A 19,912-nucleotide genomic window follows, 5' to 3' on the forward strand; every position below is an offset into this window, starting at 1 on the left:
GACCGTCCGGGTGCTCCGGGCGGTCCGGGGCGGTGGTCAGGGTCCTGGGGATTCCCGCCCCGAGCACCCCGGGGACCCTGGCCCCGAGCGACTCGGGGCCAGGGTCCCCGGGCCTTGAGGACCTCCGGCCCTGGCCCGGACGCGGACCGGGAGGGGCGGCCTCGGGGGAGCCTTCGGAAAATTCCTCGGGAAATTTTGAAACCGGACATTTCGGGCAGGGCTGCGGTTCCCGCATATCGGACACGGGTCCACCTACCTACCAGTTGGTCGGTAGGTGGCGGTTGTCGATCTTCCAATCATTGGCGGGTGTCTGATTCGACCCCCGCATTGAAAGGCGATGATCGATCAGATGAGCGGATTTGGATCCTCCGGATGTGGAAACCGCATGATTTAACGTCCTGTTCATGACTCAGGTGGAAGCCCGGCCCCCGGCCGGAGACACGGTAAGGGGCGTCAATGCCCCTGGCGACACCAACGGCGTGCGCACCAAAGGCCTCGGCGGGAACTCCGTCGGCCTCCTCGGCAGTGCCGTCATCGGCATCTCGACCGTCGCCCCCGTCTACTGCCTGACCTCCACCCTCGGCTCGACCGCGGGCGAGGTCGGACTGCAGATGCCCGCCATCTTCCTCGCGGGCTTCCTCCCCATGCTCCTCGTCGCCTTCGCGTACCGGGAGCTCAACCGGGTCATGCCCGACTGCGGCACCTCGTTCACCTGGACCGTGAAGGCCTTCGGCCCCAGGATCGGCTGGATGTGCGGCTGGGGCCTGGTGATCGCGACGATCATCGTGCTCTCCAACCTGGCCGGGGTGGCGACCTCCTACTTCTGGCTGCTCGCGGGCGAGATCAGCGGCAACGCCTCCATCGCCGCCCTGGACGACAACAAGGCCGTCCACATCCTCACCTGCCTGGCGCTCATCGCCGCCGCCACCGCGATCAGCTACCGGGGCATGACCGCCACCAAGGGCGTCCAGTACACCCTCGTCGGCCTCCAGCTGGTCGTCCTCGCCGTCTTCGTGGGCATGGCCCTGTCGAAGGCCGGGTCCTTCGAGACCTCGGTGGACTTCTCCTGGTCCTGGATGAACCCCTTCGCGGTCCAGTCCTTCGCCGCCTTCACCGCGGGCCTCTCGCTCTCGATCTTCATGTACTGGGGCTGGGACGCCTGCATGGCGACCAACGAGGAGACCACCGGCAGCGCCAGGACCCCCGGCCGCGCCGCGCTCATCGCGATGGTCGTCCTGGTCGGCTCCTACCTGGCCACCGGCATCGCCGCCCAGATGGTCGTCGGCTCCGGCGAACAGGGCCTCGGCCTCGCCAACCCCGAGACCTCCGACAACGTCTTCGCCGCCCTCGCCGGACCGGTCATGGGCCCGACGCTCGGCGTCCTGCTCTTCGTCGCCGTCCTCGCCTCGGCAGCCGCCAGCCTCCAGACGACCTTCATCCCGGTCGCCCGCACGGTCCTCGCGATGTCCACGTACGAGGCCCTGCCGAAGTCCTTCACCAAGGTCCACCCGGTCTTCAAGACCCCCGGCAAGGCGACCGTCGTCGCCGGTGTCGCCACCGGCGTCTTCTACACGGTGATGACCCTGGTCAGCGAGCACGTCCTGGTCGACACGATCTACGCGCTCGGTCTGATGATCTGCTTCTACTACGCGCTGACCGCCTTCGCCTGCGTCTGGTACTTCCGCGGCGAGCTGTTCCGCTCCGGCCGGGACTTCGCCTTCAAGGGCCTGATGCCGCTGCTGGGCGGGACGATGCTGACCGCCGTCTTCGGCAAGACGCTCTACGACATGTGGGACCCGGCGTACGGCTCCGGCTCCGCCGTCCTCGGCGTCGGCTCGGTCTTCGTGATCGGCGTCGGACTGCTGCTGCTCGGCGTGGTGATCATGCTGGTCATGCAGCGCAGGAGCCCCGCCTTCTTCCGGGGCGAGGTCCTGACGAAGGAGACGCCGTCGCTGGTGATCGCCGACTGACGGCTTCCTGACGGCCTCCGGGCCGTCCCGGAGAACGACGAAGGTGGCGGGCCCGTGGGGGGTCTCGCCACCTTCGTCGCTCTCCGCGCGGTTTCCGGCCGTCTTCCCGGCCGTCTTCCCGGCCGTCTTCCCGGCCGGGTGGTCAGTGCCGGGGGAGCAGGCTCTCGACCATCGTGTTCGCGGGCGGCAGGTCGGGCGAGGCGGCGGGCTTGGCCTTCGGGTTCAGGACCCCGCTGAGCGGCACCACCGAGGGCAGGTTCAGGCCCCCGGTGTCGGCGGCGGCGGTCCCGGCGGCGAGGGCGCCGCCACTCGCGGCGAAACAGGTCAGGGCGACGGCGGTCAGGATCTTCTTCATGCCCGCACCAACGCGGAGGGGCCGGGTCCGGTTACGACCGGATGTCTTGGGCCGGATGTTCTCGGGCCGGGGGACGGGGGCCGGGGAGCGTGCGGGCCGCCCGCCGGGGCGGGGGCGCGCCGGGCCTCGCGCCGCCCCCGCCGCCGCTCCCGGCCCCCCACCGCCGCTCCCGGCCCCCCGGCGCCGTCCCCGGCCCCGCTCACGGCTCCCGGCACGGGCCCCCGCCCCCGCCCCCGCTCACAGGGCCGTTCCGGCCGGCTGCCGGACGGTCACGTTCAGGCGGTTGAACAGGTTCGTGAGGCCGATCATCAGGACGATCGAGGCGAGCTGCTTCTCGTCGAAGTGGTCGGCCGCCGCGTCCCAGATCTCGTCCGGCACCGCGTCCGGGGCGTCGGCCAGCCGGGTGGCCGCCTCCGCCAGGGCCAGGGCCGCCCGCTCCTCCTCGGAGAAGTACGGGGTCTCGCGCCAGGCGGCGACCGCGAACAGCTTCTCGTCGTCCACCCCGTTCTTCCGCGCGCTCCTCGCCCCGAAGTCGACGCAGAAACCGCAGTTGTTGATCTGGCTTGCCCGCAGGTGCACCAGCTCCAGGACGGACTCGGCCACCCCGCCCCGCCGGGTGGCCTTCACCAGGTCCTGGATCGCGGCTCCGGCCTCCGGCAGGACGTAGGCGGGATGGGTCATGCGGGCCTTGGGCTCGTACGCCATGGTGATCGCTCCTCGACGTCTCGGGGGCGGGCCGTCCCGCCGCTTCCACAGCACTGACGGACCGCGCGCCGAAGATGTGACGAGTTCCCGGAAACTTTCTTTCCGACGGCCCCGGCCCCCGGTCCTGCGGACGGGCGGACGGCCGCAGGTCGGGACGGCCCGGGCCCGTAAGGGCGGCGCGGCGGCGCCCGGGGCCCGTGGCCCGGTGGCGGCCGGACCCCTCGGAAATCCGGCCCGCACGCCCTACCGTGCCCCCATGCGGATCTCGACCACGATCTTCCTGACCGACGAGACCATCACCCCCCTGCGGCTCGCCCGCGCGCTGGAGGAGCGCGGCTTCGGCGGGCTCTACCTGCCCGAGCACACCCACATCCCGGTCGAACGGACCACGCCCTACCCGATGGGCGGGGAACTGCCCCATGAGTACGCCCGCACCCTCGACCCCTTCGTGGCCCTCGCCCAGGCCGCCGCCGTCACCGAACGCCTCCACCTCGGCACCGGCGTCACCCTGGTCGCCCAGCACGACCCGATCGCCCTGGCCAAGCAGGCCGCCACCCTCCACCACCTCTCCGGCGGGCGCTTCACCCTCGGCGTCGGCTTCGGCTGGAACCGCGAGGAGGCCGCCGACCACGGCGTGGACTGGGCCGCCCGGCGGGATCTGGTCGCCGACCGGGTCCATCTGATGCGGGCTCTGTGGGCGCCGGAGCCCACCGCGTACGAGGGGAAGCACGGGGACTCCGTACGCGCCTCCGAGGCCTGGCCCAAGCCCGTCGGGGGCGCCCTCCGGGTCCTCGTGGGCGGGGCGGGCGGGCCCAAGCTGTTCGCCGCGACCGCAGACTGGGCCGACGGCTGGCTGCCGATCGGCGGCGGAGGCCTGACGGAGGCGCTCCCGGCGCTCCGCGAGACCTGGGAGCGGGCGGGCCGCGACCCGGAGGCCCTGCACATCGTCCCGTACGCGGTCCAGCCCACCCCCGGCAAGCTCGCCCACTACACGGACCTCGGCTGCGAGGAGGTCGTCCTCCAGCTCCCGTCCGCACCGGAGGCGGAGGTACTGAGAACACTGGACGCGTACGCCCCGTTCGTCTGACGCCGGTATTCGCCCGATGCTCGATTGACTTCGGAACACGTTCCGAAGTATGGTCGGTCCATGCTGACGCAGACTGTCTCCTTCTCCGAGCTCTCCAAGAACTCGAAGCGGGTCGCCGAACGGCTCGACAGCGAGTACCGCCTGCTCGTCACCCGACGCGACGGGCAGGACCTCTACCTCACCACCGCCCGGTACGACCAGGACCGCGAGGAGACCGCCGACGTCACGGCCCGCCTCCTCGCGGCGCTCCTGGCCATGGACGACGGGGCACGCGTCATAGGGCGCGCCCTTCCCTCGGTCTTCCCCTGGGTACGGCACCTCTCCGCCGAGGAGGTCCGGGAGTTCGTCCACGACCTCCTGGCGGCGACGCACGACGCCGCACAACTCGATGTCCACGCCACCCTGCACCGCACGATCGCGGAGTGGCGGGCGACGGCCCGCATCCTCGCCGACCCGGGCCTCACGGCCCAGCTCACCCGGTCCCTCCCGGACGAGGACCACGGCGAGGTGGCGGCTTCGTGACGCCCGAGCGCGGCGACGACGTCGCCCCGCCGCCGGTCGGTGAGGAGTGGCGCCTGCGCTTCGCGACGAACGAAGCGGCAAAGGGCTGGGGCGAACTCGCCGCCGAGGCCCCCGGCAACACCAGGCGCTGTTTCGACGCCCTCCGCCGTGACCCGCTCCGGCAGGGGGACCCGGACCGCCGGCACCGGCCGCGCGGCCGTCTCGCCACCGGGACCCTCGGCGGCCGCGTCTACCCTCAGTGGGAGTACGAGGTGACCGCAGGAGGCCGGGTCCGGTATCTCGTCGACGCCCTCCGCCGTACGGTGCACCTGGTGTATGCCGCGCCGAGGCACCCCGGGGGCGCGACCTGACCCTCCCCGCGGGCACCCGGAGCGCCGGGGTGTGCGGCGCTCGTATGCTCGGTTCATGACGGATCACCAGGAAGCCCGGCCCACCGCGAACGCCATGCGACGTGCCCTGCGCAGGGCCAGGGACGGGGTCGCGCTCGACGTCGGCGAGGCCGCCGTGCTGCTGCGGGCGCGCGGTGACGACCTGGCCGATCTCGTCGCCTCCGCCGGACGGGTCCGCGACGCGGGTCTCGCGGCGGCCGGACGCCCCGGGACCATCACGTACTCGAAGAGCGTCTTCATACCGCTCACCCGCCTCTGCCGCGACAAGTGCCACTACTGCACCTTCGTCACCGTCCCCGGCAAGCTCCGCCGGGCCGGGCACGGCATGTTCATGTCCCCGGACGAGGTCCTCGACATCGCCCGGCGCGGCGCGGAACTCGGCTGCAAGGAAGCCCTGATCACCCTCGGCGACAAGCCCGAGGACCGCTGGCCCGAGGCCCGCGAATGGCTCGACGCGCACGGCTACGACGACACCGTCGCGTACGTGCGGGCCATGGCGATCCGCATTCTGGAGGAGACCGGTCTCCTCCCGCACCTCAACCCCGGGGTCCTGTCCTGGACCGACTTCCAGCGACTCAAGCCCGTCGCCCCCTCGATGGGCATGATGCTGGAGACCACCGCCACCCGCCTCTGGTCCGAGCCCGGCGGCCCCCACCACGGGTCCCCCGACAAGGAACCCGCCGTCCGCCTCCGTGTCCTGGAGGACGCCGGACGCTCCTCCGTCCCCTTCACCTCCGGGCTGCTCCTCGGCATCGGCGAGACCCTGGAGGAGCGCGCCGAGTCGCTGTTCGCGCTCCGCCGGATCTCCCGCGCCTACCACTCGATCCAGGAACTGATCATCCAGAACTTCCGCGCCAAGCCGGACACGGCCATGCGCGGAATGCCGGACGCCGCACTCGACGACCTCGTCGCCACCGTCGCCGTGGCCCGGCACATCATGGGCCCCGCCGCCTGCCTCCAGGCCCCGCCGAACCTCGTCGACGCGGAGTACGAGCGGCTGATCGCGGCCGGTATCGACGACTGGGGCGGGGTCTCCCCGCTCACCATCGACCACGTCAACCCCGAGCGGCCCTGGCCGAAGATCGAGGAACTGGCCGAGCGGTCCCGCGCGGCCGGGTTCGAGCTGCGCGAACGCCTCTGCGTATACCCCGAGTTCATCACCCGGGGCGAACCCTGGCTCGACCCCAGGATCGTCCCGCACGTCCGCGCCCTCGCCGACCCCGCCACCGGCCTCGCGAACCCCGACGCGCCCGTCAGGGGCCTGCCCTGGCAGGAGCCCGACGAGACCTTCACCGGCACCGGCCGCACCGATCTGCACCACACCATCGACACCACCGGCCGCACCCACGACCGGCGCGACGACTTCGACGAGGTGTACGGCGACTGGGAGTCGCTCCGCGAGGCCGCCGCCCCCGGGATGGTCCCCGAGCGCGTCGACGCCGACGTCCGCGAGGCCCTCGCCGTCGCCGCCGACGACCCGACGAGGCTCACCGACGCCCAGGCCCTCGCCCTGCTGCACGCCGACGGGCCCGCGCTCGACGCGCTCACCCGGATCGCCGACGACGTCCGCAGGTCCGTCTCCGGCGACGAGGTCACCTATGTCGTCACCCGGAACATCAACTTCACCAACGTCTGCTACACCGGCTGCCGGTTCTGCGCCTTCGCCCAGCGCCGCACCGACGCCGACGCGTACACCCTCTCCCTCGACCAGCTCGCGGACCGCGCCCAGCAGGCGTGGGACGTCGGCGCCGTCGAGGTCTGCATGCAGGGCGGCATCCACCCCGACCTGCCCGGCAGCGCCTACTTCGACATCGCCCGCGCGGTGAAGGAGCGCGTCCCCGGGATGCACGTGCACGCCTTCTCCCCGATGGAGGTCGTCAACGGCGCCACCCGCACCGGCCTCTCCATCCGGGAATGGCTCACCGCCGCCAAGGAGGCCGGGCTCGACTCGATCCCCGGCACCGCCGCCGAGATCCTCGACGACGAGGTCCGCTGGGTCCTCACCAAGGGCAAACTGCCCACCGCCACCTGGATCGAGGTCATCACCACCGCCCACGAACTGGGCCTGCGGTCCAGCTCGACCATGATGTACGGGCACGTGGACCAGCCCCGGCACTGGCTCGGCCACTTCCGCACCCTCTCCCGCGTCCAGCAGGAGACCGGCGGCTTCACCGAGTTCGTGACCCTCCCCTTCATCCACACCAACGCCCCCGTCTACCTCGCGGGCATCGCCCGCCCCGGCCCGACCGTCCGCGACAACCGCGCGGTCACCGCGATGGCCCGCCTCCTCCTCCACCCGCACATCCCCAACATCCAGACCAGCTGGGTGAAACTGGGCGCGGAGGGCGCCGCCGAGATGCTCCGCTCGGGCGCGAACGACCTCGGCGGCACCCTGATGGAGGAGACCATCTCCCGGATGGCCGGATCGAGTTACGGCTCGTACCGTTCGATCCGCGACCTGGAGGCCATCGCGGAGGCCGCCGGCCGCCCGGCGAAGCCCCGCACGACCCTGTACGGCGAGGTCCCGGAGGAACGGCAGCGCGCCGCCAGGACCTCCGACGGCCACCTCCCCGAACTCCTCCCGGTCCTCCCGCCGGAGGGCCAGGCCTGACGGAACCGGCCACCGGACGGGCGGCTCTCCGGGAGGACGGCTCCCCGGGCGGGCCGCCCTCCGGGAGGACGGCTCCCCGGGCGGGAGGGTCTCCGTGAGGACGGCCCTCCGGGCGGGAGGGTCAGCCCAGCCACCCCCGCTGCGCCGCCTGCCACACCAGCTGGGTCCTGGTCAGCGCTCCGGCGCGGTGCATCAGGGCCTGGACCCGGCGCTGGACCGTGCGCTGGCTGACCCACAGCTGGGAGGCGATGGCCTTGTCCGCGACCCCGGCGACGATCAGCGACAGCAGATAGCGCTCGTCGTCGGCCAGCTGGACCGCCGGGCGCGGGCCCTCGCCGAGGTCGGCCAGCTCGCCCGAGTCCGTGACGTGCAGCGGGGACGCCGCCACCCACTGGCTCTCGAACAGGGCGATCAGCGCGTCCAGCAGACTGCTGCTGTGGACCACGGCGGCGGTCGGCTCGGCGCCCCGCCCGGCCGGGTCCCCGGCCCCCTCCGTACCGGCCCCGGCCTCTTCGCCCCGGCTCTCGTACACCAGGGGGCAGATGGCCATCGAACTGTCCGCGATCACCAGGCGGACCGGCAGCGATCCGACGGCCGCCCGCGCCTGCTCGCCCGCGCGGATGCTCCGGGCGACGTTGTCCACCATGCCGGGCACTTCGAGCAGTTCGCGCTCGTAGATCGTCTTGTAGCGCACCCCCCGGGCGAGCAGCTCCCACTCCTCGTCGTTCTCCGCCGCCGCCAGCGCCACCGGCCGCGCCTTGCAGAGCCAGCGCATCTCGCTCGCCGCGTACGCCATGTGCCGCAGCCGCTGCCGGATCACACCGGCCCCGGTGATCACCTCGACGAGCTGCCCGGCGTCGTGCCGACGGCCCCCCGCCCGGTACTCCTCGGCGAGCTGCTCCACCCCCCGCCGCGCCCACTCCAGGGCCTCGTGCCCGCGCAGCAGCAGCGGGCGCAGTGCCGCGTCGGGCGCCACCGGCACGTACCGCTCGGGCCCGCCCTCCGGCGGATCGGCGACCCGCCCCACCAGACCCTTGTCGTGGAGCGACGACAGCAGCCAGTGGACCCGCGCCACGTCGAGACCGAGCCGCGCGGCGATCCCGGCGGCGTCGGACTCCCGCGCCCCGACGAGGAAGCGGTACACGCGTTCCTCCGTGGCGCCGACCCCCGCCGCCTCCAGCATGTGCCCTTCTCCCACGACGTCCCCCCGCCCCGGCCGACGCGACCGCTCCCGAACAGGGCGTGATCAAACCACACCAACCCCATGGGAAACGAGAGTCCGCATTACCACAGGGGCCCCATCCCCGGGCGGTGAACGGCACGAAGTGGCGGCGGGTGGACATGTCGCTTCTTCGTCAGTCGCGGACCGTAGCGGAGGTGATCCTTTCTGTTGACTCTTGGTTCCGCCGGACACGGACCCCCCGCCGGCGGAAGGAGCGCCTCACCATGCGACGCAGACGGAGAACCGCACTGCTCAGCTTCGCCCTGGCGGCCACCATGGCCGCCGGAGGCTTCGCGTACGGTGCCGCCCCCCTCCCGGCGGCCGGGGAGGACGCGGTGACCGCCGCGCCCCGGGACGCTGTCCGCACCGCGACAGTCACCCTGGTGACCGGCGACAAGGTGACCGTCGCCACCCGGGCCGGGAAGACCGTGGCCGTCAACGTCACCCCGTACCGGACCGACGCCACCGGGCTGCGCACGTACACCGTCGGCACCGACGTCTACGTCATACCCCGGGACGTCGAGCCGCTGATCCACAACGGCCGGGTCGACAAGCGCCTGTTCAACGTCACCCAGCTCGTCGCCCAGGGCTTCGACGACGCCCACCGCGCGGCCACCCCGCTGATCGTGCGCTACGACTCCGCCACCGCCCCCACCCCCGAGGGCGCCCGCCTCACCCGGGCGCTCCCCGGTGTGCGCGGCGCGGCCGTCAGCGCCGACAAGGCGAAGGGCGACACGTTCTGGGAGGCCGTCGACGACGACAGCGCCCGCGCGGGCACCCCCCGGGCCCGGCTCTCCGGCGGCATCCAGCGCCTCTGGCTCGACGGCAAGGTCGACGCCCTCCTCGACCGGAGCGTCCCGCAGACCGGCGCCCCCGAGGCGTGGGCCGCCGGATACGACGGCACCGGCGTCAAGGTCGCCGTCCTCGACACCGGCGTCGACGCCACCCACCCCGACCTCGCCGACCGCCTCGTCGAGAGCCGCAGCTTCGTGCCCGGCGAGACCGCCCGCGACGGCCACGGCCACGGCACCCACGTCGCCTCCACGATCCTCGGCAGCGGCGCCGCCTCCGGAGGCACGTACAAGGGCGTGGCCCCCGGCGCGAAGCTGCTGGTGGGCAAGGTCCTCGGCGACGACGGCTCCGGCTCGGAGTCCGGCATCATCGAGGGCATGGAGTGGGCCGCGCGCTCCGGCGCCAAGGTCGTGTCCATGAGCCTCGGCGGCCAGGAGGGCGCCGACGGCACCGACCCCATGTCGCTCGCGGTCAACCAGCTCACCGCCAGCACCGGCGCGCTGTTCACCATCGCCGCGGGCAACAGCGGCCCCGGCGCGAAGACGGTCGGCTCGCCCGGCGCCGCCGCCGCGGCCCTGACCGTCGGCGCGGTCGACTCCGCCGACGCCGTCGCGAACTTCTCCAGCCGGGGCCCGCGCGGTGACGGCGGCCTCAAGCCGGAGATCACCGCCCCCGGCGTCCGGATCGTCGCGGCCCGCGCCGCCGGCACCACCATGGGCACGCCCGCGGGCGACTTCTACACCAGCGCCAGCGGCACCTCCATGGCCACCCCGCACGTGGCGGGCGCCGCCGCGATCCTCGCCCAGCGCCACCCCGACTGGTCGCCCGCACAGCTGAAGAACCAGCTGATCAGCACCGCGAAGACCACCGCCGACACCTCCGTGTACGCCCAGGGCGCCGGACGCGTCGACGTGGCGCGCGCGGTACGCCAGCCGGTCTCCGCCAGCGGCACCGTCGACTTCGGCCTGCGCGGCTGGGACGACTCCGCCCCGGTCGAGAAGAAGATCCAGTACGTCAACGACGGCGACGCCCCCGTCACGCTGGCGCTCACCCTCGGCGAGGCGGGCGAGCGGCTCCCCGCCGGTGTCCTCGCCCTCGGCGCCGACTCGGTGACCGTACCGGCGCACGGCACCGCCGAGGTCGCCGTCACCCTCGACACCGCGGGCGTCGCGACCGGTTCGCACGGCGCCCACGTCACCGCCCGCGCCGCCGACGGGACCACGGCCGTCACCGCGATCGGTTTCGGCCGGGACGTGCGGCGCTTCGACGTCACGCTCAAGGTCCTCGACCGCGACGGCAGGCCCACCAAGGGCATCGCGGCGGTCACCGACACCACCCTGGACAAGGTGCAGCTCCCGGAGACGTACCCGGTCGGCGAGGACGGGACGGTCGTGATCCGGGTCCCGCGCGGCGAACACTCCTTCACCGCCGAGGTGTTCCACTACAGCCCCGACTGGAGCAGGCTCCACGAGTACACCTACGCGGCCCGGCCCGGCGCCCTGATCGACTCCGACCGGACCCTCCTCTTCGACGGCTCCAAGGCGGGCCGGGTCACCATGACCACCCCGCTGCCGTCCGAGGCCAACCGGGTCAGGGTCGGCGTCTCCGCCCGCGCCACCACGGGCGTGATCCACGACCGCGAGACCTGGCTGGGCGGTGAGACGGCGGTGTACTCCGTGCCCTCGGAGTCCACCGAGGACCGCCTCTTCGAGTCGCGCGTCGGCTGGACGCTGTCCGCCCCCGCGCTCTCGGCCCGGCTCCTCGGCCACGGCGGCCGCACCCTCGACGCCTCCTACTTCCAAGGCTGGATCGGCTCCGCCCGCTTCGACGGCACCCGGGTCCTGCGGGTCGCCAGGCCCGGCGAGGACGTCCGGGGCAAGGTCGCGCTGGTGAAGCGGGACGACGCGAAGACCACGACGTACGCGCAGGTCGACGCCGCCGCCGACGCCGGAGCGGTCGCCGTGATCGTCGCCAACGACACCCCCGGCAACTGGCTGGCGGGCCACTGGCGCCAGCAGGAGACCCGCATCCCCGCGATGACGGTCTCCGGCGCCGAGGGCGAGCGCCTGATGTCCCTGTCCGGCGCCCGGATCGCGTTCTCCGGCACGGCGGTCAGCCCGTACTCCTACGACCTCCTCAAGTACACCAACGGCCGCGTCCCCGCCGACCAGCGCTACCGCGTCCGGGCCGGGGAACTCGCCACGGTCGACACCCGGTTCCACGGCGCGACCGCCGGGGCCGAGGCCGGATACAGCAGACTGACCCGCTCCCCGATGCAGCCGGTGGCGAACTACCTCTACGGACGGGTGACGCTCCAGCGGACCCTGACCGAGTACGTCACCCCGGGCCTGAGCACCGGCGAGGCCATGAAGCTCGGCCCCGTATGGACGGCGGGCGGCGCCTGGCAGGTCACGACCGGCACCACGCTGGCCCCCGGCCAGAAGGTGCGCCGCGACTGGAACAAGGCCGTGGTCCGCACCGCGCTGCCGGACGGGCTGGACAACGCGGCCGTCCGTGACGGAGCGCTCGCCGGGATCGGGGCCGTCGGACTCCTCGACAGCGGCTCCGGCCGGTGGACCGCCCTGCGCAGCGGCGCCGACAAGGAGCTGACCACGGTCTACCGGGACGGCACGCTCCTCGGCACCGCCCCCTCCGCCTCCGTCGCCTTCCCGGTGGTCCCGGAGCGCGCCGAGTACCGCGTGGTCACCGACGTGCGGCGCGACGAGCCGGGCTGGACGACCTCCACCGGGGTCCGCACCGACTGGCGCTTCCACTCCGAGCGGGGCGAGGGCCGGACGCCGCTGCCCGTCCTGTCGGTCGACTACCGCCTCGGCACCGACCTGGCCAACAGCGCCCGGACGAAGTCCCGGACGTCCGTCGGCCTCGGCGTGCGGCACCCCAAGGGCCTGACCGGCTCGAAGATCACCGGGGTGAAGCTGTGGGCCTCGTACGACGACGGCGCCTCCTGGCGGCAGGTCCGTCTGGACGGCGCTCTGAACGGCCGGATCGACAACCCGTCCGCCGCGGGCTTCGTCTCGCTGCGGGTCACCGCCACCGACGCCGACGGCAACTCCGTCGACCAGACGGTGACGAGGGCCTACCAGGTCCGCCGCTGACGGTCCGCCGGAGGATCTCCGGGGATCCCCGGAGGACCGCTGAAGAACCACCGAGGAGCCTCTGAAGAACCACCGAGGAACCTCTGAACGACCACTGAGGAACCTCTGAGGGACCGCTGAGGGACCGCTGACAGGAAGGCCGGGGCATCCCCACACGGGTGCCCCGGCCTTTCGCCATCCCCGGCCAACTGCGGTCAAAAGTGGCCGGAAGGGCGTCGGATCACATAACGTTCCGGCCCCCGAGCGGGCGTACCCGGTCCATTACAGTGCTGCGCAGACCGGTCTACGGGGGAGGGGGCGCGTCGTGGCCACGACAGCCGCGGCCGTGTGGGGCCGCGCCGAACAACAGGACTTCCGCGCCCGCGTCCGGGGCTGTCTGCTCGGCGGCGCCCTGGGCGACGCCCTGGGCGCGGGCGCCGAGGGCCGTACGCTCGCCGAACTCCGCGAGGCCCACGGCCCCGGGGGACTCACCGAGCCCGCCCCCGCGCACGGCCGCCGGGGCGCGGTCACCGCCGCCACCCAGATGGGCCTGTTCACCGTCGACGGCCTGATCCGCGCCCAGGTCCGCCGCGACACCGGCGCCTGGCACCCGCCCACCGACGTCCACCGGGCCCATCTGCGCTGGGCCGCCACCCAGCGCGACTGGGGCCCCGACGAACGGCGCGGGGACAACGGCTGGCTGGCCCGCGAGGAGTGGCTCTACACCCGCCGCAACCCGCCCCGCGCCTGCCTCACCGGCTTCGGCGACGAGGTCCTCGGCACCCTCGACAAGCCCAAGAACCCGTCCGCCGCCGACTCCGGCGCCCTCGTCCGCTCCGCCCCCTTCGGCCTGCTCGTCGGCTGGGAACCGCAGCTCGTCTGCCAGCTCGCCGTGGAGTGCGCCGCGCAGAGCCACGGAGCCCCCGCCGCCGGACTGGCCGCGGGCGCCTTCGCCGTCATCGTGCACGGGCTCGCCCGGGGCGGCACCGTCGAGGCGTCCGTCGGCCGGGCCCTGGAGCAGCTGGCGGCCCGCCCCGGTCACGAACAGGTCGGCGAGGCGCTCGACCGCGCCCTGGCGGCCGTACGGGAGGGGGCACCTGACCCGGACCGGGTGACCGCGCTCGGCGCGGCCGAGGACCGGGCGGAGGGGCAGCTGGCGGCGGCCGTGTACTGCGCGCTGGTCGGCGAGGACGTACGGCACGGGCTGCGGCTCGCGGTGAACCACGACGGCCCGTCGGCGGCCACCGGGGCGCTCACGGGCGCGCTGCTCGGCGCCCTGCACGGCGAGACGGCCCTGCCCCCGGCCTGGCTCGCAGAGCTGGAGGGCCGCCCGACGGTCCTGGAGCTCGCGGACGACTTCGCGATGGAGATGACCCAGGGCCCGGCCCTGCACAGCCCGACGGACGCCTCCCCGGGCTGGCTGACCCGCTACCCGAGAGCCTGAGGGGGGCGGCCCGGGACCGCAGGGCGCCCGTCGGGCCGTGCGGGGCCGGAAGGCGCCCGTCGGGCCGTGCGGGGCTGGAGGGCGCCCGTCGGGCCGTGCGGGGCTGGAGGGCGCCCGACCGGAAGGCGCTCGGCCCCGGCCCCGATCCCGCAGGTCCGGGCCCGAGGCCCGGCGCCCCCGCCCTCTCTCCCCCCGTCCCCGGAGGGATCACCGCATCAGCTCTCCCGCGTTGACCAGCAGGGACTGGCCGGTGATCGAGCGGGAGCGGTCCGAGGCGAGGAAGGCGACGGCGTCGGCTACGTCCCCGTCGGTCGCGAGCTCGGGCAGGGCCATCCGTTCGGTGAGGCGTCCGAGGACCTCCGCCTCCGGCACCCCCTCGGTGTGCGCGGCGAACCGTACGTACGCCTCGACCGGCGGCCCCCACATCCAGCCCGGGAGCACGGTGTTGACCCGGACGCGGTGCGGTCCCAGCTCGTGCGCGAGCGAGTACATGGCCGAGGTCAGCGCGCCCTTGGAGGCCGCGTACGCCGCCTGCCGCACCTGGGTGGGCGCGGCCACGGCCGACTGGGTGCCGATCAGGACGACCGAGCCGCCGCGCTCCTTGAGCGCGGGGAGACATGCCCGGGTCATCCGCAGGGTGCCGAGGAGGTTGACGTCCAGGACGCCCTGCCAGGTGGCGAAGTCGGCGTCCTCAAGACCGCCGAAGTACGAGTCCCAGGCGGCGACGTGGACGACCGCGTCGATCCCGCCGAAGCGCTCGACGGCGAGGGCGGCCAGCGCCTCGCACTGCTTCTCGTCGGTGATGTCGGTGACCCGGTGCGCGGTCCGGTTCCCCGCCGGGTCGATCGCGGCGGCGGACCTGACGAGGTTGGCCCCGGTGCGGGCGCCGAGGACCGCGTTCCCGCCGTCCCCGACGACCGTCTCGGCGACGCGGTGGCCGAGCCCCGCGCCGACCCCCGACACGACGACCGTCTTTCCCCGGAGCAGCATCCCGACCCCTCTCGCCCCTGGCCATTCATCTGACGGCCCGTCAGAGTAGGTCTCCGTCACCGACTTGGGAAGGGGTACGAGCGTGAGCGAGGAGACCCGCAGCGAGACGTACGCGGAACTGGCCGCCGTGGGCCCGTACGGGGTGCGGCCGGGGCACGCGCTGATCACCATGGTCGAGCCGCACCCGGGCCACGAGTACGCGTACAACCGCTGGTACGAGGACGACCACTACTACGCGGGCGCCATGGCCATGCCCTGGATGTACGCGGGCCGCCGCTGGGTCGCCACCCGTGAGCTCCAGGAGCTGCGGGTCCCGGAGGACTCCGCCGTCGCCCGGCCGGTCACCACGGGCTGCTACCTCTCCACGTACTGGATCACCGAGGGCCGCTACGACGACCACATGAAGTGGACCGTCGGCATCAACAAGCGGCTCAACCGGGACGCCCGCGTCCACCGGGAACGGACCCATGTCTTCACCGCGTTCCAGGACCACGCGGCGACCGTCTACCGCGACGGCGCGGCGGGCCCGCGCGACCTCCACGCCCTCGACCACCCCTACGCGGGGCTGATCCTCCAGGTCGTCGACGCCGAGGACCCCGGGGAGCGGGCGGCCCTCCTCGACCACCTGTGCCACCGCGAACTGCCCCGCCGCCTCGCGGGGTCACCGGCGGCGATGGTCACCGTCTTCCGCCCGACCCCGCTGCCCGGCGACCGCATGACGTACGTGAAACAGGTCGAGGCCGTCGACACCCGCCTCACCCTCCTGTGGTTCCTGGAGGAGGACCCCCGCACCTGCTGGCAGGACCACTTCACCGACCTGGGGGCCCTGGGTGCCCCGGACGCCCCCGCGGCCCGGGTGGAACTGGTGGCCCCCTTCGTCCCCACGATCCCGGGCACGGACCGGTACGTGGACGAACTGCGCTGAGCCCCCGGCGCGGCCCCGGGGCGTACGACCGTGCCGGGGGCGTACGGCCCCGGGAAATGCCGAAGCCCCCTCGGCCAGGACGGCGGACCGGACGAGAGGGCTTGTGCGTACCGCTGGTGCGGCGGAGGCGGCGGGGCTCAGAGGGCCCCGTTGCTCACCTCGCCGACGAAGGAGTTCCACGACCCGGGGCCGAAGGAGAGGGACGGACCCTCGGGGGCCTTCGAGTCCCGCACCGCGATCGCGGTCATGACCGGGGACTTCACTTCGACGCAGGCCCCGTTCCCCCCGGAGTAGGAGGACTTCGTCCAGGCGTCGGTACCACCCTGAATAATCGCCATGCTGCTCAGCTCCGGTTCTGCCAGTGAGGTGTCGCGCCAACGTTCTTGCCGGCGTGACCGAAGCTACTCGCCGGCCCCGTCCGGCGGGACCGGCGTTCACACGTCCGAGTGGCATATTCCAACCAGGCTTCCTCGGCGACGATCAAAGGGTGTACGCTCCCTGACCCGTCGCGCGGGAAACGGTGTTCCGGCCCCGCCCGACGTCCTTCCGAGCCCCTTCCGATTCCCTTCCGGGACCCTTCCCGGGATCTCCCCGTTGCCCCCCGGGCTCCCGGCCCAAGCCCCGGCCTCAGCCCCTGGCGTGCTTCTTCGCCATCTCCGAGATGAACTCCCGGGTCTGCTCCACGTTCAGCGCCTGCGCCCGCAGGTGCTCGTACATGACGCTGTACTTGCCGACGTCCTGCGTCTTCTCCAGATACAGGTCGCTCGTCACACCCTCGATGTAGACCACGCTCGAATCGGAGGTGTCCGGGAACTCCAGGATCGAGTACTGCCCGCTGATGCCCGGGTGCGCGCCCATCTCGAACGGCAGCACCTGCACGGTCACGTGCGGCAGCTGCGACTGTTCCAGCAGGTGCTCCAGCTGCTCCACCATCAACTGTCTGCTCCCGACGATCCGGTGCAGCGCGCCCTCGTCGATGACCGCCCAGAGCCGCAGCGGCCGCTCCTCGTCCCGGACGCGCTCCTGGCGCCGGGTACGGACCGTGACGCGCTTCTCGATCTCCGCGGGCGTCGACTCCGGCAGCGCCCCGGAGATCACCGCCTCGGCGTACGCGTGCGTCTGCAACAGCCCCGGAATGATCTGCGGCTCGTACATCCGCAGGCTCTCCGCGTCCGTTTCGAGTCCGATGTAGACGCTGTACGGGATGTCGCCGAAGGCGTGCCACCAGCCCTGCTGGCGCGAGTCCTTGGCCATCTGCATCAGCGAGTCGACCATGCGCTCGTCCTCGACCTCGTACACCCCGCAGAGGTCGCGCACATCGCGCTGGCTGATCGAACGGCGGCCGTTCTCCAGCCTGCTGATCTTCGACTGGGAGACGAGGAGGCGCTCGGCGACCTGCTCGGCCGTCATGCTCTTCGCTTCCCGGAGCCGTCGCAGCTCCTGGCCCAATCGGCGTCGCCTGACGGTGGGGTTGACATTGGACGCCACGGAAACTGCACCTCCGGCTGTCTGCTGCGTAGCTGTGAGTATCTACCGCTTGGCAGACTGCCACCAAAGTCCCGGTGCGCGCTGGAAAACGAGCACAACGCGAGCCCGGGAACGCGCGTGTGCGGGGCGGTCGTCGAGACCGCCCCGCACCTCGTGCGGCTCCCGGTGGGGTGCCTGGCGAGCGTGTGCCCGCTCGCCGAGTACTGCTGAGTACCGCTGTGACGCCCCGGGGCGTGTTCCGAAAGGAGCGCCGTCCGCCCAGAGGGCGGGCGGGGCTTCCGAACCACGCTCTAGAGCGCCGCTGCCCGGACCATGCCGCCGTGCGGCTGCGCCGGGACGCCCGGGGCGCTCCGGCGCGGCTGTGCCGCCGCGCCGTTCTGGACGTCCATCACGGCGTGTGCCACGAGGCCGCCCATCGGGTCGTGCCGGATCAAGTCGCGCAGCCGGGACCGCGACGACCTTCCTTCGTTGCCGGGGTAGAGGTGCTTGCCGAGACCGACCGCATGGGCCAGCGCGGCGAGCGCCGCGGTCCGCGGGTCCGGCGGTACGCCGGTGCGGATCGCACTGTCCAGCCGGGAACGGATCTCCCGACTGATCGCCGTCTCCGTCGCCTGGTAGCGAGTCGTCGGCAACACCCCGCACATCTGGCCCTCCACGGCATGAACCATGCCGCATCGCTCCAGATGCGAGAGATACGTCTGACGGAGCCCCAGTCGGGGTCCGCCGATCCAGTGGACGGCCCGAACCGGACTGCCGCGTCTGCGCAGCAGTTCCAGTGCGGAGTCCAAGGTCGGATCTCCGGTCGGCCGTGGCATCACCACGGCGATACGATCCCCGTCTGGGGCTATCCGGCCTGCCAGCGCCAGCTCCACTAGCTGTGCGCCGGCCAGGCCCAGGTCGAGCGACTGCGGCTGCGCTGTGGTACCCGTGGCCGGGTCCAGAGCGAGCAGCAGAAGCTCCTCCGGAATGGTTCTGCGGCTCCTGCCCATCCATGCCTCCCCGCGTGGATGAATGACAGGGTGACCCCTCTCACATTCATCTGTCGAGAGCGCCTGGGTGCTTCATCCGGGAACCAGTAGGTATGTCGTTCTCGTCTAGCACGGGGGCCAAGGGGTCCACACAGGACACTGGTACACGGACCGGTACATGGTTCGAACGTACGCATGACGCTGAAGGAGGCACGGTGGCGGGCGAGTCCCCCGACATGGCGGAGCAGCAGCGGTCGTCGCAGGAGACGACGACCTCGGGCGGCGGCCGGGATCCCCGGCTCTCCGTGCTCCGTGAGTCAGACGCCTCGTCGTCGGCTCCGGTTGCGGCGCCCGCCGATCCGGACTCCACGCCGTCGTCGGCGTCGTCGGCGTCGTCGGGGGTTTGGGTGGACGAGCGGACGGCCGTGCTCAAGAACCTGGCGCCGCGCGCGCCGGAGGACGACGCGGCGGCCGGACCGGAGACGTCGGAGCGGGAGTCCGCCACCGGGCCGAAGACCACCGCCGTGCCGGAGGCCACCACGGGTCCGGAGTCCGAGCCGGAGACCGTCACCGAGCCGAGGACCGCCAGCGGGCCGGAGAGCGCCGGGCGGGACACCGACGCCCCTGCGGACGCCGAGCCGGAGGGCGGGCGGCTGAAGGCCGCCGTGGCGGCGTGGGTCGCCACGGCGGAGGACACGGAGGACCCGGAGGACCCGGAGGGGCCTTCCCCGTCGGACGGCGCCCCGGATGCCGCCTCGCGCCCCGAGGACGACTCGCGGGTGGGGAACGACTCCGGAGCCGCGACCGACTCCGCCCCTGAGGCCCCGGCCGAGCGGGACGGGGCCGACGAGGCCGACGAAGCCGACGAGGCCGATCCGGACTCCGACCCCGTGGCCGAGCGGGACGGTGACGGCGAGCCGGAGGAGGAGCCCGCGCCCGAGGACGGCGACGAGTCCGGCGCCGGGCCCGACCCCGACGACGAGACGGGCGACGACGAGGGGGACGAGGAGCCCGTGGAGGCGAAGTCCGCCACGGAGTCCTGGTTCGCCGCGCGGAAGTCGACGACGCAGGGGCGGCCCGCCTCTGACTCCGGCTCCGGCTCCACCTCCGGTACGGCCGTGAGCGGCGCCGAGGGTGCGCCGGACCGGGCGACCGGCGATCCGGTGGACCAGCCGACGACCACGCTCAAGAGGGAGCCCGGTGCGGTCGCGGCTGGGACCGGCGCCGCCGATTCCGACGCCGAGACCTCCCGGTCCGACGCCGAGACCTCCCGGTCCGACGCCGAGACCTCCCGGTCCGACGCCGAGACCTCCCGGTCCGACGCCGAGACCTCCCGGTCCGACGCCGAG

The 19,912-nt window shown here is 73.1% G+C and carries 15 protein-coding genes and 1 pseudogene; 9 read left to right on the plus strand and 7 right to left on the minus strand.

Annotated elements, in window-relative coordinates; translation table 11 throughout:
• Positions 1-404: 404 nt before the first annotated feature.
• On the plus strand, positions 405-1,970 hold the full coding sequence (locus tag ACIRQY_RS19260; RefSeq protein WP_403927116.1) for an APC family permease: 1,566 nt from the start codon (positions 405-407) through the stop codon (positions 1,968-1,970).
• 142 nt (positions 1,971-2,112) lie between these two features.
• Here ACIRQY_RS19260 and ACIRQY_RS19265 read toward each other — a convergent pair whose 3' ends face one another.
• Both ACIRQY_RS19265 and ACIRQY_RS19270 read right to left on the minus strand, forming a co-directional pair.
• Positions 2,113-2,325, minus strand: coding sequence for a hypothetical protein (locus tag ACIRQY_RS19265; RefSeq protein WP_351789597.1), 213 nt, complete (start codon positions 2,323-2,325; stop codon positions 2,113-2,115).
• A 237-nt stretch (positions 2,326-2,562) separates the two neighbouring features.
• Positions 2,563-3,030 carry a carboxymuconolactone decarboxylase family protein gene (locus tag ACIRQY_RS19270; protein WP_351789599.1) on the minus strand — a complete coding sequence of 156 codons (468 nt, stop codon included), beginning with the start codon at positions 3,028-3,030 and terminating at the stop codon, positions 2,563-2,565.
• Between the two features lie 256 nt (positions 3,031-3,286).
• Here ACIRQY_RS19270 and ACIRQY_RS19275 point away from each other — a divergent pair, with 256 nt between their 5' ends.
• The 4 genes from ACIRQY_RS19275 to ACIRQY_RS19290 are packed head-to-tail and all read left to right on the plus strand — an operon-like array spanning position 3,287 to position 7,639.
• Positions 3,287-4,117 (plus strand): LLM class F420-dependent oxidoreductase, encoded by an 831-nt coding sequence (locus ACIRQY_RS19275; RefSeq protein WP_403927119.1) that lies wholly within the window; start codon positions 3,287-3,289, stop codon positions 4,115-4,117.
• A 60-nt stretch (positions 4,118-4,177) separates the two neighbouring features.
• On the plus strand, positions 4,178-4,639 hold the full coding sequence (locus tag ACIRQY_RS19280) for a prevent-host-death family protein (RefSeq protein WP_403927122.1): 462 nt from the start codon (positions 4,178-4,180) through the stop codon (positions 4,637-4,639).
• Complete coding sequence (locus ACIRQY_RS19285) at positions 4,636-4,989, plus strand: hypothetical protein (RefSeq protein ID WP_403927124.1); 354 nt, start codon at positions 4,636-4,638, stop codon at positions 4,987-4,989. Before ACIRQY_RS19280 ends, ACIRQY_RS19285 begins: the two co-directional genes overlap by 4 nt.
• 55 nt (positions 4,990-5,044) lie before the next feature.
• Positions 5,045-7,639, plus strand: coding sequence for a bifunctional FO biosynthesis protein CofGH (locus ACIRQY_RS19290; RefSeq protein ID WP_403927127.1), 2,595 nt, complete (start codon positions 5,045-5,047; stop codon positions 7,637-7,639).
• A gap of 121 nt (positions 7,640-7,760) precedes the next feature.
• Here the strand turns inward: ACIRQY_RS19290 and ACIRQY_RS19295 are convergent, their stop codons facing one another.
• A complete protein-coding gene (locus tag ACIRQY_RS19295) occupies positions 7,761-8,822 on the minus strand; it encodes a helix-turn-helix domain-containing protein (protein ID WP_351789613.1) in 1,062 nt (353 codons plus the stop codon).
• Positions 8,823-9,085: 263 nt separating this feature from the next.
• On the opposite strand from ACIRQY_RS19295, the gene ACIRQY_RS19300 reads away from it, so the two are divergent.
• The gene (locus tag ACIRQY_RS19300; RefSeq protein WP_403927131.1) at positions 9,086-12,769 is read left to right on the plus strand and encodes a S8 family peptidase; all 3,684 of its coding nucleotides are present in this window, start codon (positions 9,086-9,088) and stop codon (positions 12,767-12,769) included.
• A 304-nt stretch (positions 12,770-13,073) separates the two neighbouring features.
• A complete protein-coding gene (locus ACIRQY_RS19305; protein WP_403927134.1) occupies positions 13,074-14,192 on the plus strand; it encodes an ADP-ribosylglycohydrolase family protein in 1,119 nt (372 codons plus the stop codon).
• A 207-nt stretch (positions 14,193-14,399) separates the two neighbouring features.
• Here ACIRQY_RS19305 and ACIRQY_RS19310 read toward each other — a convergent pair whose 3' ends face one another.
• Positions 14,400-15,182 carry an SDR family oxidoreductase gene (locus tag ACIRQY_RS19310; RefSeq protein WP_403927137.1) on the minus strand — a complete coding sequence of 261 codons (783 nt, stop codon included), beginning with the start codon at positions 15,180-15,182 and terminating at the stop codon, positions 14,400-14,402.
• An 82-nt stretch (positions 15,183-15,264) separates the two neighbouring features.
• On the opposite strand from ACIRQY_RS19310, the gene ACIRQY_RS19315 reads away from it, so the two are divergent.
• Positions 15,265-16,107, plus strand: coding sequence for a hypothetical protein (locus ACIRQY_RS19315; RefSeq protein ID WP_403927139.1), 843 nt, complete (start codon positions 15,265-15,267; stop codon positions 16,105-16,107).
• Positions 16,108-16,244: 137 nt separating this feature from the next.
• On the opposite strand, the gene ACIRQY_RS19320 is transcribed toward ACIRQY_RS19315, so the two are convergent.
• The 3 genes from ACIRQY_RS19320 to ACIRQY_RS19330 all read right to left on the minus strand — a co-directional run bounded on the left by ACIRQY_RS19320 (position 16,245) and on the right by ACIRQY_RS19330 (position 18,584).
• Positions 16,245-16,445, minus strand: coding sequence for a DUF397 domain-containing protein (locus ACIRQY_RS19320; RefSeq protein ID WP_351789627.1), 201 nt, complete (start codon positions 16,443-16,445; stop codon positions 16,245-16,247).
• A gap of 289 nt (positions 16,446-16,734) precedes the next feature.
• A complete protein-coding gene (locus ACIRQY_RS19325; RefSeq protein WP_351789629.1) occupies positions 16,735-17,595 on the minus strand; it encodes a helix-turn-helix transcriptional regulator in 861 nt (286 codons plus the stop codon).
• Between the two features lie 290 nt (positions 17,596-17,885).
• The gene (locus ACIRQY_RS19330; RefSeq protein ID WP_351789632.1) at positions 17,886-18,584 is read right to left on the minus strand and encodes a GPP34 family phosphoprotein; all 699 of its coding nucleotides are present in this window, start codon (positions 18,582-18,584) and stop codon (positions 17,886-17,888) included.
• Positions 18,585-18,970: 386 nt separating this feature from the next.
• On the opposite strand from ACIRQY_RS19330, the pseudogene ACIRQY_RS19335 reads away from it, so the two are divergent.
• A pseudogene (locus ACIRQY_RS19335) lies at positions 18,971-19,912 on the plus strand (hypothetical protein); the annotation flags it as partial.

The organism is Streptomyces sp. NPDC101490, assembly GCF_044767145.1.
Classification (GTDB): Bacteria; Actinomycetota; Actinomycetes; order Streptomycetales; family Streptomycetaceae; genus Streptomyces.